Raw genomic sequence first — 16,219 nt, 5'->3', positions numbered from 1 at the left:
CGGTTTTTAGCGGGGTCTGGCAAGTGTTAACTCGACAAATCCCCGCTGCCCCACCGAGAATGGCGGCCTGCCGACAGGAGTCTCTAATGCGCCGTCTGTTTTTCCTGCTGTTGATGTTCTGCACTTTGCCCGCCTGGGCAGACGGCCACGATCAGCTGTACACGCTCGCCGGCTGGCCGGAACAACGCGCTCATTTTGTCGATGCCTTGAAAGCCGCTCAGCAGCGTTACCGCAACAGCCTTCCGCCGGCCGTGTTCGACGCCCTGGTGAGCAACAGCAATCAGCGTTTCGCGCCCCAGGCGATGGACCAGCGCGGGGAGCAAATGCTGCGCCAGACGCTGCAAGACCCTAACCCTGCACTGCAGTTTTTCCAGTCGCCCCTGGGCCGTAAGATCGTCAACGCCGAGCTCACCGCGACGCGCCCGGACCAACTGGCCAAAAACGCCCAAGGCCTGCCGCACATCCAGGCCGACGACAACCGCCTGCTGATCATCGGCCACTTGGCCAACGCGCTCCCCGCCAAGGAAGCCGGCGCCGAGGTCAGCATGGCGATTGCGGGCGTCGCCGCCGACAGCCTGAGTTCAATGATTCCGGGCCTGATGGGCGGCGGAACGACCCAGGCGATGCTCGACAGTCAGCGTCAGCGGCTCATGGGGCAGATCGGCAAGGACGTGAACAACACGCTGCTTTACGTGTACCGCGACCTGTCGGATGGCGAGCTGGACGAGTTCGCGACCTTCGCCGAGTCCAACGAGGGCAAGGCCTATTACAACGCCGCGCTGGCCGCCGTTCGCGCGGGATTGGCGGTGGGGCAGACTGTCAAATAACATCAGCCGGGAAGAGTACTGTTTGAACACCCTCTCCTTTCGGTGTGACCACTCAAGCCTTCCCGGCTAAAGCCGGTCCCACATTCGCTATATCAGACGGGAAACCCGCCCTCCGAGCCCTACCCCATCCGCTGCGTCAGAAACTCAAAAAACCGCGCCCGCAGCTCGGGTGACTCGTTCACCAGGTGATGCCGCGCTTCGGGCAGCATGAAGATCTGCGGCTCGGCGAACTTGTCCTTGAGCACTGGCAGATTATGTCTCCAGTCCACAGTCATGTCCGACTCGCCCTGCACGATGAGCGGGCTGCGGCGGCTGCGGGGCGCGCGTTCGATGCGCTCGATCCATTTGGCCAGCGCGCCCACCCAGACGGTCGGCAGGCGCCGCGGCTGCAACGGGTCCGCTAGCAGGAACGGCAGAAAGGTCGGGGCGTTGGAGTTTTCGCTGAAGCGCCGGTCGATGGCTTTGACGAAGCCGCGCAGCAGGTAATAGCTGAGTTTCGACAAGGCCCAGCCACGCGGTCGCACCAGCGGCGCCAGCAAGATGGTCTGACCTTGCGCCGGGCTGGCGTCGCCGTGATGCAGCAAGTGGTCGATGACAATCGCGCCGCCGGTGCTTTGCCCACACAGGTGCCACGGCTGCGGCAGGTTGAGGCTTTCGGCTACGACAAAAAGCCGATCCAGCACCGCCTGATACTCCGCGAAGTCGGTAATACTTGCCCGCGCCCCACTGGACAATCCATGGCCCGGCAGGTCGCAGGCAATCACCGCCAGCCCAAGCCCCAATGCCCAGTCGATGACGTGACGATACAAGCCGATGTGATCGTAAAACCCATGCATCAGCACCAGCGTGCCGACCGGCTGTTCGGGCATCCACAGCTGCGTGACAATGTCGTAACCGCCCACTTCAAAGCGCCCGATTCGGCTGCTGATCAAACCATTCAGGCCAAGCGCGTTCAGGCCGTAGAAACGCTGATAAGCCTGCGCTTCTTCAGATGGCGCTTGGGACACGCTCAGCGGCAACAGCTCAGCACGCAGGTGATCGGGATCGAACGTGTCAGACATCGGAATTCCAGATGAGGGTGTGTGTGGGAAGCGGCCGCACGGAAGTGTCATCTGTCCGCTGCGGCGTGGCAAGTTACGCGGCCTAAATCCATAGGCGGTCCGTCTACCCAGTCGCGAGACAAATCTGTAGCCTGCAAAACCTTCACGATTCTCATTTGAGCCCCCGGATGAAACGCAGCCTTTATGTCGTCGTCGCAGTGTTGGTGCTCATCGGGGGCGCGGGCGCCTGGTACATCCACGGCAAGCAGCCGGTCCGCGATGGCGAGATCAAACTCGCAGGGCTGCAGGCCCCGGTCACCGTGCGTTACGACGAGCGCGGCGTGCCGCATATTCGTGCCGACAACCAAGACGATTTGTACCGCGCGCTGGGCTATGTTCACGCTCAGGACCGCCTGTTCCAGATGGAAATCCTGCGCAGGCTGGCGCGCGGCGAGCTGGCTGAAGTCCTCGGCCCCAAGCTGGTCAACACCGACAAGCTGTTCCGCAGCCTGCGCATCCGCGAGCACGCCGACGCCTACGTGGCGCGCCAGGACAAGAACACGCCGGCGTGGAAGGCGCTTCAAGCGTATCTGGACGGCATTAATCAATATCAGGCGACGCATCCCAAACCGATCGAGTTCGACGTGCTGGGCATTCGCGAGCGGCCGTTCACGGCGCAAGACACCCTCAGCGTCGGCGGTTATCTGGCCTACAGCTTTGCGGCGGCGTTTCGCACCGAGCCGTTGATGACCTATGTGCGGGATCAACTGGGCCCGGAGTATCTGAAAGTCTTCGACATGGGCTGGCGGCCGCAAGGGGGCCTTGGCCAGTCCCCTGCATTGACGAGCAACGACTGGAAAGGCCTCAATGACCTGGCACTGCTCAGCCAGCAGGCGCTTGAGAAAGCCGGCCTGCCGCAGTTCGAGGGCAGCAATGCCTGGGCGGTGTCCGGCAGCCGCACCGAGAGTGGCAAACCGTTGCTGGCGGGTGATCCGCACATTCGTTTCTCGGTGCCGGCGGTCTGGTACGAAGCCCAGCTGACCGCGCCGGGTTTCGAGCTGTACGGGCATTTTCAGGCGCTCAACCCCTTCGCGCTGCTCGGCCATAATCTGGATTTCGGCTGGAGCCTGACCATGTTCCAGAACGATGATCTGGACCTGATCGGTGAAAAGACCAACCCCGATAACCCCAACCAAGTCTGGTACCACGGCGCCTGGGTGGACATGACCTCACGCACCGAGCAGATCGACGTCAAGGGTCAAGCCCCCGTCACGATCACCTTGCGGCAGTCACCCCACGGCCCGATCGTCAATGACGCGCTGGGCGCCAATGGGGCGCAACAGCCGAGCGATACGCCGATTGCGATGTGGTGGTCGTTTCTCGAGTCGGACAACCCGATCCTGCAGGGCTTCTACGACGCCAACCGCGCCGACACGCTGGAGAAGATGCGCAGCGCCGCCGAGAAGATTCAGTCGCCGGGCCTGAACATCGTCTACGCCAACGCCAAGGGTGATATCGGCTGGTGGGCGGCGGCGCAGTTGCCGAAGCGGCCTGCGGGGGTCAATCCGACGTTCATTCTCGACGGCAGCTCCGAGCAGGCTGACAAGAACGGTTTCTACCCTTTCAGCGACAACCCGCAGGAAGAGAACCCGGCGCGGGGTTATATCGTCTCGGCGAACTTCCAGCCGGTGTCGCCGACGGGGATGGAGATTCCGGGTTACTACAATCTTCCCGAGCGCGGTCGCCAGTTGAATAACCAGTTGAGCGACGACAAGGTGAAATGGAATCTGGAGAACAGCAAGGCGCTGCAGCTCGGCACGCGGACGGATTACGCCGCGCAGATTCTGACGCCGCTGATTCCGGTGCTGCGCCGCGTGGTGAGTGAGCCGGAAGAGCACGATTTACTGGAGCGGTTGGCGGCGTGGAACGGTGAGTACTCCGTGGATTCGGTGGGCGCGACGCTGTTCAACCAGTTCCTGTTCAACCTGACCGACCAAGTCTTCCATGACGAGCTCAGCGACGGGATGTTCACGACGCTGCTGTCGACACGACTCATTGACCTAGCCCTGCCGCGACTGGCTGCCGACGCCGATTCGCCGTGGTGGAACAATCGCCATTCTCGGGAGCCCGAGAGCCGCGACAACACGGTGAAGGTCGCCTGGCACGCAGCGGTCTCACATTTGAAATCGCTGTACGGGCAGAACCCGGATGAGTGGACATGGGGCAAGGCGCATACGCTGACCCACGAGCATCCGCTGGGCAAACAGCCGCCGCTGGACATGCTGTTCAACGTCGGGCCGTTCGCGGCGCCCGGTACCCATGAGGTGCCGAACAACCTGTCAGCGAGCATGGGCCCCGCGCCGTGGCCGGTGACTTACGGACCATCGACGCGCCGCCTCATCGATTTCGCCGACCCGGCCCACGCCCTGGGGATCAACCCGGTGGGCCAGAGCGGCGTGCTGTTCGACAAGCACTACGCCGATCAGGCGCAGCGCTACGTCAACGGCGAGTACGCGCCGGAGCGGTTCAGCGAAGGAGATGTGGCGGGGAACAGCAAAGAGGTGTTGAGGTTGGTGCCGGGGCGATAACCGTATGAACGGTGGGTCTAGCTGGAGCCTCAACTTGTGGGACCGGCTTTAGCCGGGAAGGCGGCGGACGTTACAACGCAAATCTATAGCGTACATACCGGCCTCTTCCCGGCTGAAGCCGGTCCCACTAACAGCATCGCGTGCATCCGGTGAAACCGGCCAGAGCCCCAACCTATGGGACCGGCTTTAGCCGGGAAGGCGTAGTGCGTTACGCCGCAAATCTGTAGCGCACACACCGGCCCCTTCCCGGCTGAAGCCGGTCCCACTACAGCATCGCGTGCATCCAGTGGGAACACCTCACTGGAGCAGTGATCGGGATCAAACCGACTCGACCACCTTTGCACGACGCAGGTCCGGCTGTTTCCAACCGTCTGCCGCAGCTTCTTCGATGGCTAGCTGGATGGCGCGTTTGCGGTTGTTTTCAGCGCGGCGGCTGAAGAACCAGACCAGGAAGGTCGCAATCGACACCGCCAGCAGAATCAGGCTGGCAATCGCGTTGATCTCAGGCTTCACGCCCAGGCGCACCGCCGAGAACACTTCCATCGGCAGGGTCGTCGACCCCGGGCCGGAGACGAAGCTCGCCAGCACCAGGTCGTCCAGCGACAGCGCGAAGGACATCATCGCCCCCGCCGCCAGCGATGGCGCGATCATCGGGATGGTGATCAGGAAGAACACCTTCCACGGCCGCGCACCCAGGTCCATTGCCGCCTCTTCGATGGACATGTCCAGCTCACGCAGACGCGCCGACACCACCACCGCCACATACGCCGCACAGAACGTCGTGTGAGCGATCCAGATGGTGACGATCCCACGCTCCTCGGGCCAGCCGAGCAACTGCGCCATCGCCACGAACAGCAGCAACAGCGACAGGCCGGTGATCACTTCCGGCATCACCAGAGGCGCGGTGACCAGACCGCCGAAGAAGGTCTTGCCCTTGAATCGGGTGATCCGCGTCAGCACGAACGCCGCCATGGTGCCCAGCGCCACCGCCGCAATCGACGTGTACAGCGCGATTTCCAGCGAGCGCATGACCGCGCTCATCAGTTGGGTGTTGTCGAGCAGCCCGACGTACCACTTCACCGACCAGCCGCCCCAGACCGTTACCAGCTTGGAGGCGTTGAACGAGTAGATCACCAGAATGACCATGGGCGCGTAGATGAAGATCAGGCCCAGTACCAACATCAGGTTCGAGAATCGGAAGCCTCTCATGCCTTGCCCTCCAGCTCTTTGGCCTGACTGCGGTTGAACAGAATGATCGGCACGATGAGGATCAACAGCATGACCACTGCCAGCGACGACGCTACCGGCCAGTCACGGTTGTTGAAGAATTCCTGCCACAGCACTTTACCGATCATCAGCGTCTCGGGGCCGCCCAGCAGTTCCGGGATGACGAACTCGCCCACCACCGGAATGAACACCAGCATGCAGCCGGCGATGATGCCGTTCTTGGACAGCGGTACGGTGATTTTCCAGAAGCTGTTGAAAGTGCTCGAACCCAGGTCCGATGCTGCTTCCAGCAGGCTTTGATCGTGCTTCACCAGATTCGCATACAGCGGCAGGATCATGAACGGCAGATACGAGTAGACCACGCCGATGTACACCGCGAGGTTGGTGTTGAGTATCTGCAATGGCTCGCTGATCACGCCCAGCCACATCAGAAACGCGTTGAGCAGACCGTTGTTGCTGAGGATGCCCATCCACGCATAAACGCGGATCAGGATCGCAGTCCAGGTCGGCATCATGATCAGCAGCAACAGCACCGTCTGCATTTCTTTGCGGGCGATGGAGATGCCATAGGCCATCGGATAGCCGATCAACAGGCACAGCACGGTGCTGATGAACGCCATCTTCAACGAGCCCAGATACGCCGAGATGTACAGGTCGTCACTGGTCAGCAGGGCGTAGTTGGCGAAGTTGAGCACGATGTCGAGCTTCTGCTCGACGTAGGTGAAGATCTCGGTATACGGCGGAATCGCTACGTCTGCTTCAGCGAAGCTGATCTTGATGACGATCAGAAACGGCAGCGCGAAAAACAGGAACAGCCACAGGAACGGCACGCCAATAACGGCCTGGCGCCCGGTGGGCTTTATTCGATTGAAAGCCCGTTTTATTTTTCGGATTTTCATGAGCGCAATACCACGCCGCTGTCGTCTTCCCACCAGACGAAGACTTCATCGTCCCAGGTCGGTCGTGTGCCCTGACGTTCGGCGTTGGCGACAAACGACTGCACCAGCTTGCCCGACGGCAGTTTCACGTAGAACACCGAGTGACCGCCCAGATAGGCGATGTCGTGAACTTTGCCCCGCGACCAGTTGTGCTCGAACGTCGGCTGTTCGGTGGTCACCAGCAGCTTTTCAGGACGCAGCGCGTAGGTAATCCGCTTGTCTTCCACCGACGTGGTGACGCCGTGGCCGACATAGATTTTGCGTTCCAGCTCAGGGCTGCTGATCAGCGCGTGGCCTTCCATGTCTTCGATGACTTCGCCGTCGAACAGGTTGACGTTGCCGATGAACTCACAGACCAGGCGGCTGGTCGGCGTCTCGTAGATATCGATCGGGCTGCCGATCTGCGCGATCCAGCCCAGGTGCATGATCGCGATGCGCTCGGCCATGGTCATGGCCTCTTCCTGGTCGTGGGTCACCATCACGCAGGTCACGCCGACGCGCTCGATGATTTCCACCAGCTCCAGTTGCATCTGCGAACGCAGCTTTTTATCCAGTGCGCCCATGGGTTCGTCGAGCAGCAGCAGCTTCGGCTTCTTCGCCAGCGAACGTGCCAGCGCCACACGCTGCCGCTGACCGCCGGACAACTGGTGCGGTTTGCGCTTGGCGTACTGGGTCATCTGCACCAGCTTGAGCATCTCGGCCACGCGGGCCTCGACTTCGGCCTTGGGCAGCTTGTCCTGCTTGAGGCCAAAAGCGATGTTGTCCGCCACGGTCATGTGCGGAAACAGCGCGTAGGACTGGAACATCATGTTGATCGGACGTTCATACGGCGGCATGTCGGTGATGTCGACGCCGTCGAGGTAAATGCGCCCTTCGGTCGGGCGCTCAAAGCCGGCAAGCATGCGCAGCAGGGTGGATTTCCCCGAGCCGGAGCCGCCGAGCAGGGCAAAGATTTCACCCTTGTTGATCTGCAGAGACACGTCGTCCACAGCAATCGTCTCATCGAACTTTTTCGTGACCCGATCGATTTTGACCAGCACCAGTTTCGGTTGCTGACCACCCTCAAGGGATTTCTTGTAGGCGCCGGAGGCAACTGCCATGGGTGAAACTCCCAACTGTTTTTGCGCCCGGCCAATGGGGCCGGGCGCCAAGGTCTTTATTTACCGGTTTTGATCTTCGTCCAGCTGCGCGTCATGACGCGCTGGATCTTCGGCGGCAGCTCGGAATTGACGTACAGGCGCTCCTGTATCTCCTTCGAAGGGTAAACCGCCTCGTCGTTGCGAATTTCCTGATCCATCAGCTCGCCCGAAGCCGGGTTCGGGTTGGCATAACCCACCTGGTCACTGACCTTGGCGATTACGTCAGGCTTGAGGATGTAGTTGATGAACGCGTGAGCGGCCTTCACGTCCGGCGCATCCGAAGGGATGGCGAGCATGTCGAACCACAGATTGCCGCCCTCTTTCGGGATCGAGTAAGCGATGTTGACGCCCTTGCCGGCTTCTGCGGCACGGGCCTTGGCCTGGAAGACGTCACCGGAGAAACCGGCTGCGATGCAGATGTCGCCGTTGGCCAGGTCAGTGATGTATTTGGACGAGTTGAAATAGGTCACGTACGGGCGGACTTTGAGCAGCTTGGCTTCAGCGGCTTTGTAGTCTTTCTCGTCGGTGCTATTCGGGTTTTTGCCCATGTAGTTAAGGACTGCGGGCAGCATCTCGTCAGCCGAGTCGAGGAACGCGACGCCGCACTTCTGCAGCTTCTTGATGTTCTCGGGCTCGAACAGCGTCGCCCAGGAGTCGATGGTGTCGACGCCCAGCACTTCCTTGATCTTGTCGACGTTGTAGCCGATGCCGTTGGTGCCCCACAGATACGGCACGGCGTACTGGTTGCCCGGGTCGTTCTTTTCCAGGCGCTTGAGCAGTTCGGGGTCGAGGTTGGAGTAATTCGGCAGCTGTGATTTGTCGAGCTTCTGAAACGCCCCCGCCTTGATCTGCTTGCCCAGGAAGTGGTTGGATGGGACGACCACGTCATAACCGGTGTGGCCGGCCAGCAGCTTGCCTTCCAGGGTTTCGTTGGAGTCGAAGACGTCGTATTTGGTCTTGATGCCGGTGGTGGACGTGAAGTCCTCCAGCGTTGTGGTGCCGATGTAATCGGACCAGTTATAAATGCGAACGGTGGAATCCGCGTAGGCACCGGCCGCGAGCGTGAGCCCGGCGCCGAGCAGCAAGCCTTTTGAAAATAAAGAAATAGACACGTGTGCAGTCCTTTTTTAGTAGGTGGGCCTGTTGCCCGTACCGATGACAGTAACGACTGCCTGTGACCCATCCGGCGCGCAACTTACCTTCGATAAACCCTTCTCGCAAAAAAACTTTTTGTGACGCGGGTGTCATGACGGGTGACGCAAAACCTGTAGGAGTGAGCTTGCTCGCGATTGCGGTGTGTCAGTCGTGCATCCGGCTCAGGCAGACCGCATTCGCGAGCAAGCTCGCTCCCACAGGTGCGCCGTACGAAACGACGCACCCGGTCAGGCTTATTTACCCGATTTGATGTTGGTCCAGCTGCGGGTCATCAAGCGCTGAGTCGCCGCTGGCAAGTCGGCGATCGCGTACAACTTGGCCAGGACGTCTGCCGGCGGGTAAACGCCCGGATCAGAGGTGATGTCCTTGTCGACGAACTCGGTTGCCGCCTTGTTGCCGTTCGGGAAGTGAACGGAGTTGGTGATTTCAGCCATCACCTTCGGTTGCAGGATGAAGTTCATGAACTTGTAGGCGCCTTCGACGTTTTCGGCATCTTTCGGGATGGCGACCATGTCGTAGAAGCTGCCTGCACCTTCTTTCGGAATGTTGTAGCTGACTTTGACCTTGCCGCCCGCCTCTTCAGCGCGCGCCTTGGCCTGGTAGATGTCACCCGAGTAGCCCACGGCTACGCAGATGTTGCCGTTGGCCAGGTCCGAGATGTACTTGGACGAGTGGAAGTAGGTGATCGAAGGACGAATTTTCTTGAACAGATCCTCGGCCTTCTGGATGTCTTCCTTCTTCTGGCTATCGGTCGGCAGGCCCAGGTAATGCAGCGCCACTGGCAGCATTTCGGTCGGCGAGTCGAGGAAGCTGATCCCGCAGCCTTTCAGCTTGGCAGCGTTTTCCGGCTTGAACAGCAGGTCCCACGAGTTGACCGGTGCATCAGCGCCCAAAGCGGCTTTGACTTTTTCAGCGTTGTAGCCGATGCCGATCGAGCCCCACATGTACGGGAATGCGTGCTTGTTGTCCGGGTCGCTGATGGACACGGCTTTCAACAAGGCAGGGTCGAGGTTTTTGTAATTTGGCAGCTTGGACTTGTCCAGCTCCTGGTAGACGCCGGCCTTGATCTGCTTGGCCAGGAAGTTGTTCGACGGAACGACGACGTCGTAGCCCGATTTACCGGCCAGCAGCTTGGCTTCCAGGGTCTCGTTGCTGTCGAACACGTCGTACACCACTTTGATGCCCGACTCTTTTTCGAAGTCGGCGATGGTGTTCGGTGCGATGTAATCGGACCAGTTATAGACGTGGAGGACTTTGTCATCGGCGTGTGCAGCAGCGGCCACTGCGCCCATGAGGGACAAGGCCAGGAGGGTTTTGCCAAATTTCTTCATGCGTACGGCTCCAGTGTTTTTATGTAAGCAGCGTCTAGACGGCGGACAGTCTGGCAATTTCCGGAAAAAAATTCAGCCTTGCAATGACTCAAGCGTCAGGTCAAGGCACTTGCGCGCCTTTTCGATCAACTCGTCGATCTCGGCGAAGGTAATCACCAGCGGCGGCGAGATAATCATAGTGTCGCCCACGGCCCGCATGATCAGGCCGTTATTGAAGCAAAAAGTGCGGCAGATCATGCCTGCGCCTTTGCCGACATAACGCTCGCGAGTGGCCTTGTCCTTCACCAGTTCGATTGCGCCCAGCATGCCGACGCCCCGCACTTCACCCACCAGCGGGTGATCGCTCAGCTCGCGCAGACGCTTTTGCAAATAGGGTGCCGTTTCGGACTTCACCCGTTCGACGATCTTTTCTTCACTCAGAATGCGAATGTTCTCCAGGCCCACTGCCGCCGCCACCGGGTGACCGGAGTAGGTGAAGCCGTGGTTGAAGTCGCCGCCCTCGTTCAGGACCTTGACCACTTCATCGCGCACGATGACGCCACCCATGGGGATGTAGCCCGAGGTCAGGCCCTTGGCGATGGTCATCAAATCCGGCTTGAGGTCGTAGAAATCGCTGCCGAACCATTCCCCGGTGCGGCCAAAGCCACAGATCACTTCGTCGGCCACGAAGAGGATGTCGTATTTGGCGAGGATCTCTTTGATCTTCGGCCAGTAGGTGTCGGGCGGAACGATAACGCCGCCGGCGCCTTGAATCGGCTCGGCAATGAACGCGCCGACGTTGTCTACGCCCAGTTCGAGAATCTTCTTCTCCAGTTGTTCAGCCGCCCAGACGCCGAACTCGTCGGGCGTCATGTCACCGCCTTCACCGAACCAGTAAGGCTGCGGAATGTGCACGATGCCCGGAATCGGCAAATCGCCCTGTTCGTGCATGTAGGTCATGCCGCCCAGGCTGGCGCCGGCGACGGTCGAGCCGTGGTAACCGTTGACGCGGCTGATGATGACTTTCTTGCTTGGCTGGCCTTTGATCGCCCAGTAATGGCGAACCAGGCGCAGCACCGTGTCGTTGCCTTCTGAGCCGGAACCGGTGAAGAACACGTGGTTCATGCCCTCGGGGGCAATGTCGGAAATGGCCTTGGCCAGTTGAAGTGCCGGCGGGTGAGCGGTCTGGAAGAACAGGTTGTAGTAAGGCAGCTCGCGCATCTGCTTGCTGGCAGCGTCCGCCAGTTCTTCACGACCATAACCAATGGCGACACACCAGAGCCCGGCCATACCGTCGAGGATCTTGTTGCCTTCGCTGTCCCAGAGGTAAACGCCCTTGGCGCTGGTGATGATGCGCGGGCCTTTCTCTTTCAACTGCTTGAAATCGCTGAACGGCGCCAGGTGATGATCACTACTGAGGGCTTGCCATTCGCGGGTTTGCGGGTTGTTGGAACTCATGAATCACTCCAGTCAGGTATCGCGTGTGGGGCGCCGTGGATCCACTGGAATCGACGACGCCCCGGAACGTCAGACGGCAAAGAGCAGGAATTCCCGCTCCCACGAACTGATCACACGCTTGAAGTTCTCGTGCTCGGCGCGCTTGACCGCGACGTAGCCGGTGATGAATTTCTTGCCGAGGTACTTTTCGACCGTCTTGCTGTTTTCCATGCGCTCCAGCGCGTCTTCGATGGTCAACGGCAGGCGCAGGTTGCGGCGTTCGTAACCACGGCCGACGACGGGGGCGCTGGGATTGAGCCCCTCGACCATGCCGATGAAACCGCACAGCAGGCTGGCGGCGATGGCCAGATACGGGTTGGCATCGGCGCCGGGCAGACGGTTTTCCACTCGACGGTTCTGCGGGCCGGCATCTGGAACGCGCAGGCCAACGGTGCGGTTTTCTTCGCCCCACTCCACGTTCACCGGCGCGGAGGTGTCCGGCAGGAAGCGGCGGAACGAGTTGACGTTGGGCGCGAACAGCGGCAACAGCTCGGGGATCAGCTTTTGCAGACCGCCGATGTGCTGCAGGAACAGCTGACTCATCGTGCCGTCCTCATTGGAGAAGATGTTCTTGCCGGTCTCGATGTCGATGATGCTCTGGTGCAGGTGCATCGCACTGCCGGGCTCGCCGGTCATGGGCTTGGCCATGAAGGTCGCGGCCACATCGTGCTTAAGGGCGGCTTCGCGCATGGTGCGCTTGAACACCAGAATCTGGTCCGCCAGAGACAGCGCGTCGCCGTGACGGAAGTTGATTTCCATCTGCGCGGTGCCGTCTTCGTGAATCAGCGTGTCCAGGTCGAGGTTCTGCAGTTCGCACCAGTCGTAGACGTCTTCGAACAAGGGGTCGAATTCGTTGGCGGCTTCGATGGAGAACGACTGCCGGCCGGTTTCCGGACGACCCGAGCGACCCACCGGTGGCTGCAGCGGGTAGTCGGGGTCGTCGCTGCGCTTGGTCAGGTAGAACTCCATCTCCGGCGCCACAATGGGCTGCCAGCCTTGATCGGCATAGAGCTTGAGGACTTTCTTGAGGACGTTGCGCGGGGACAGCTCGATGGGGTTGCCTTGCTTGTCGTAGGTGTCGTGAATCACCTGCGCAGTCGGCTCGATGGCCCAGGGCACCAGAAACACCGCGCTCTGGTCAGGACGGCAGAACATGTCGATGTCTGCGGGGTCCAGCAATTCGTAGTAGATGTCGTCTTCGACGTAATCGCCCGTCACGGTCTGGAGCAGTACGCTTTCCGGCAAGCGCATGCCCTTTTCAGCAATGAACTTGTTGGTCGGTGAAATCTTGCCCCGTGTGATACCGGTGAGGTCGGCGATCATGCATTCGACTTCGGTAATCCTGTGTTCTTTCAACCAATCGGTGAGCTGGTCGAGGTTGGTACTCATAAATACCTCAGGGTTTTAATTCCTGGTCGCCGTCATGGCGGTCAGGCGTTCTTTGAAGCGCTGGCGTTACGGTGCTGCTCGTTTTCCACAGGCATCGCCAATTGCCTGGAAGACTCAAAGATAGTCGTGCTTGTGCAAAAAGCGCGGCGGCGGATGCCGCGGAAAGTCAGGGCCGGATACGTCAGCGGAAGCAAAAGACGCGCCCGCTGGAACCGCTGCGCGGATAAAGAGTAAGGTGTCGAGGTGCCGCACAGAGGCATGCGCAGTGCCCGGCGCGCTGACTGGGCCGCTACACTGAAAGCATGTGATGTGAAAAAGCAGGTGCCCGAATGGCTGAGTGCAGGCGGTGAGGCCGATCAGCGGAAGGCGAAGCATGAGACCCCCGGTATTATTGCTGTTATGGGTTGCAATCGAGCTTAGCGTTGTTCATTTTTTTCCACAACACACCCGTAAAAAATAAAACACGCCCTGCTCAAACCCGCAGTTTGCATGACCTTTGGCGCACAACATTTGCCCTAAAGTGCGGCGAAAATGGCTCTTTGGCGCCCTTTTAGGGCAAATCAGGGCTCCCTTGACTTCGTCTGGCCTTTCGGATTGACTGAAACCCGTAATGCTCGATGATTGATATTTTCAACAACAAAGGTGTTGCATCATGTCGGTACCCCCGCGTGCCGTTCAGCTCAACGAAGCGAACGCGTTCCTTAAGGAACATCCTGAGGTTCTATACGTTGACCTTCTGATTGCAGATATGAATGGAGTGGTGCGCGGCAAGCGCATCGAACGCACCAGCCTTCATAAGGTTTACGAAAAAGGCATCAACCTCCCAGCTTCCCTATTCGCACTGGATATCAACGGCTCGACGGTGGAAAGCACCGGTCTGGGTCTGGACATCGGTGACGCTGACCGAATCTGCTATCCAATCCCCGACACTCTCTGCAATGAGCCCTGGCAGAAGCGTCCTACCGCACAACTCCTGATGACCATGCACGAGCTGGAAGGCACGCCCTTCTTCGCCGATCCGCGCGAAGTGCTGCGCCAGGTTGTCAGCAAGTTCGACGAGATGGGCCTGACCATCTGCGCTGCATTCGAGCTTGAGTTCTACCTGATCGATCAGGAAAATGTGAACGGCCGACCCCAGCCGCCGCGCTCGCCGATTTCCGGCAAACGTCCGCACTCGACACAGGTTTACCTGATCGATGACCTGGACGAATACGTCGACTGCCTCCAGGACATTCTGGAAGGCGCGAAAGAGCAAGGCATTCCCGCCGACGCGATCGTCAAGGAAAGTGCTCCGGCGCAGTTCGAAGTGAACCTGCACCACACTGCGGATGCGCTGAAAGCCTGTGATTACGCGGTACTGCTCAAACGCCTGATCAAGAACATCGCTTACGACCATGAGATGGACACCACCTTCATGGCCAAGCCGTATCCAGGCCAGGCGGGTAACGGCCTGCACGTGCACATTTCGATCCTTGATCGTGATGGCAAAAACATCTTCACCAGTGAGGATCCCGAGCAGAACGCCGCATTGCGTCATGCGATCGGCGGTGTGCTCGAGACCCTACCCGCGCAGATGGCGTTCCTTTGCCCGAACGTCAATTCGTACCGCAGGTTTGGTGCTCAGTTCTATGTTCCAAACTCGCCGTGCTGGGGTCTGGATAACCGGACCGTGGCCGTGCGCGTGCCTACCGGGACGGCCGACTCGGTACGTATCGAGCACCGGGTTGCCGGTGCGGATGCCAACCCGTATCTGCTGATGGCATCGGTGCTGGCAGGCATTCACCATGGCCTGACCAACCAGATCGAGCCCGGTCCGCCCGTGGAAGGCAACTCCTACGAGCAGAACGAGCAAAGCTTGCCGAACAACCTGCGTGATGCACTGCGCGAGCTGGACGACAGCGAAGTCATGGCCAAGTACATCGATCCGAAGTACATCGATATCTTCGTTGCGTGTAAGGAAAGTGAGCTGGAGGAGTTCGAGCACTCCATCTCCGACCTTGAATACAACTGGTATCTGCACACGGTTTGATGGCTGCACGAGTTACGAAAACGCCACCTTTTCGAGAGAATCGGTGGCGTTTTTCATTCTCCCGGCTGCCACTGTAGAATGCCCGCGCCACCGACCGAGAGAGCGCCGATGACCCGCCTTGCCCCACCCCGCAAACCGCGTGCACGCAGTCAGGCGCGGATCGACTCGATCCTCGATGCCGCACGTGCGCTGCTGGCCTCGGACGGCGTGGCGAGCCTTTCCATCTACAGCGTCGCCGAGCGGGCCGAGATTCCGCCCTCCTCCGTGTATCACTTCTTCGCCAGCGTTCCGGCGTTGCTGGAAGCGCTGACGGCTGATGTCCACGAGGCGTTTCGCGAAAGCCTGCAGCAGCCCATCGATCATGATCAATTGAACCAGTGGCGAGACCTGTCCCATGTGGTGGAGTCGCGCATGCTCGCGATTTACAGCGACGACGCTGCCGCGCGACAGCTGATCCTCGCCCAGCACGGTTTGACCGAAGTCACTCAGGCGGATCGTCAGCACGACATTGAACTGGGCAACCTCATGCACGCGCTGTTCGCCCGGCATTTCCAACTGCCGACGCTGCCCGATGATGTTGAGGTGTTTGCCCTGGCGCTGGAACTGGCCGATCGGGTGTACGCGCGCTCGGTGCAACTGCACAACGCGATTACCCCGCGCATGGCCGAGGAAGGATTGCGGGTATTCGATGCGTATCTGGGGTTGTACCTGCCGCCGTATTTGCCGAAGCGGTTAATCGAGCAATAACGCAGGTCAGTTGTGGAGGCGCCACCCCGATCACGCCCACACGTCCTCGACCAACCCGAAGCCTGAGTCAGACGCTAAACCTGTGGGAGCGAGCTTGCTCGCGAAGAGGCCGGGGCATTCAGCCACTTTCTCGGTGGCTGAAGCTAAATTTTCGCGAGCAAGCTCGACTCCCACAGGATGGTGGGCTGACTCGATATTTCGGCTAGTTCGGAGGACCAGTGGGAGCTTGCTCGCGAAAGCATTCTGTCAGCCTGAAGTGGTCAACTTTTTCCGGACACCTCAATCGGTGATTGTCAGACCGCTTGCCGCTCGTACTGATTGGGCGTCATGTTG

12 protein-coding genes are annotated in these 16,219 nt (G+C 59.9%); 4 read left to right on the top strand and 8 right to left on the bottom strand.

The annotated features are described in order from the left end of the window. Nucleotides 1-86 precede the first annotated feature (86 nt). The gene (locus IFT47_RS14525) at nucleotides 87-827 is read left to right on the top strand and encodes a DUF2059 domain-containing protein (RefSeq protein WP_192171265.1); all 741 of its coding nucleotides are present in this window, start codon (nucleotides 87-89) and stop codon (nucleotides 825-827) included. A gap of 119 nt (nucleotides 828-946) precedes the next feature. On the opposite strand, the gene IFT47_RS14520 is transcribed toward IFT47_RS14525, so the two are convergent. Then, nucleotides 947-1,888 (bottom strand): alpha/beta hydrolase, encoded by a 942-nt coding sequence (locus IFT47_RS14520; RefSeq protein ID WP_192171266.1) that lies wholly within the window; start codon nucleotides 1,886-1,888, stop codon nucleotides 947-949. 167 nt (nucleotides 1,889-2,055) lie between these two features. On the opposite strand from IFT47_RS14520, the gene IFT47_RS14515 reads away from it, so the two are divergent. Next, nucleotides 2,056-4,455, top strand: coding sequence for a penicillin acylase family protein (locus IFT47_RS14515; RefSeq protein ID WP_192171267.1), 2,400 nt, complete (start codon nucleotides 2,056-2,058; stop codon nucleotides 4,453-4,455). Between the two features lie 318 nt (nucleotides 4,456-4,773). On the opposite strand, the gene IFT47_RS14510 is transcribed toward IFT47_RS14515, so the two are convergent. The 7 genes from IFT47_RS14510 to IFT47_RS14480 all read right to left on the bottom strand — a co-directional run bounded on the left by IFT47_RS14510 (nucleotide 4,774) and on the right by IFT47_RS14480 (nucleotide 13,110). Next, a complete protein-coding gene (locus IFT47_RS14510) occupies nucleotides 4,774-5,664 on the bottom strand; it encodes an ABC transporter permease subunit (protein WP_192171268.1) in 891 nt (296 codons plus the stop codon). Then, on the bottom strand, nucleotides 5,661-6,581 hold the full coding sequence (locus IFT47_RS14505) for an ABC transporter permease subunit (RefSeq protein ID WP_037016213.1): 921 nt from the start codon (nucleotides 6,579-6,581) through the stop codon (nucleotides 5,661-5,663). Before IFT47_RS14505 ends, IFT47_RS14510 begins: the two co-directional genes overlap by 4 nt. Then, nucleotides 6,578-7,720 (bottom strand): polyamine ABC transporter ATP-binding protein, encoded by a 1,143-nt coding sequence (gene potA / locus IFT47_RS14500; RefSeq protein WP_192171269.1) that lies wholly within the window; start codon nucleotides 7,718-7,720, stop codon nucleotides 6,578-6,580. Before potA ends, IFT47_RS14505 begins: the two co-directional genes overlap by 4 nt. A gap of 56 nt (nucleotides 7,721-7,776) precedes the next feature. After that, a complete protein-coding gene (locus IFT47_RS14495) occupies nucleotides 7,777-8,871 on the bottom strand; it encodes a polyamine ABC transporter substrate-binding protein (RefSeq protein WP_192171270.1) in 1,095 nt (364 codons plus the stop codon). A gap of 276 nt (nucleotides 8,872-9,147) precedes the next feature. Next, entirely contained in the window at nucleotides 9,148-10,245 is a 1,098-nt protein-coding gene (locus IFT47_RS14490) for a polyamine ABC transporter substrate-binding protein (RefSeq protein WP_192171271.1), read from the bottom strand. A 72-nt stretch (nucleotides 10,246-10,317) separates the two neighbouring features. After that, a complete protein-coding gene (locus tag IFT47_RS14485; RefSeq protein WP_192171272.1) occupies nucleotides 10,318-11,682 on the bottom strand; it encodes an aspartate aminotransferase family protein in 1,365 nt (454 codons plus the stop codon). A gap of 69 nt (nucleotides 11,683-11,751) precedes the next feature. After that, entirely contained in the window at nucleotides 11,752-13,110 is a 1,359-nt protein-coding gene (locus IFT47_RS14480; protein WP_037016227.1) for a glutamine synthetase family protein, read from the bottom strand. Between the two features lie 652 nt (nucleotides 13,111-13,762). Between IFT47_RS14480 and IFT47_RS14475 the strand changes: the two genes are divergently transcribed. Together IFT47_RS14475 and IFT47_RS14470 are read left to right on the top strand one after the other, a co-directional pair. Next, nucleotides 13,763-15,139, top strand: coding sequence for a glutamine synthetase family protein (locus IFT47_RS14475; RefSeq protein ID WP_065987362.1), 1,377 nt, complete (start codon nucleotides 13,763-13,765; stop codon nucleotides 15,137-15,139). Nucleotides 15,140-15,247: 108 nt separating this feature from the next. Then, nucleotides 15,248-15,886: a TetR/AcrR family transcriptional regulator gene (locus tag IFT47_RS14470; RefSeq protein ID WP_192171273.1), complete on the top strand. Its 639-nt coding sequence runs from the start codon at nucleotides 15,248-15,250 to the stop codon at nucleotides 15,884-15,886. Nucleotides 15,887-16,219 lie beyond the last annotated feature (333 nt).

Source organism: Pseudomonas sp. CFBP 13711, from assembly GCF_014842265.1.
GTDB lineage: Bacteria > Pseudomonadota > Gammaproteobacteria > Pseudomonadales > Pseudomonadaceae > Aquipseudomonas.
This window is presented reverse-complemented; position numbering and strand designations above follow the sequence as displayed.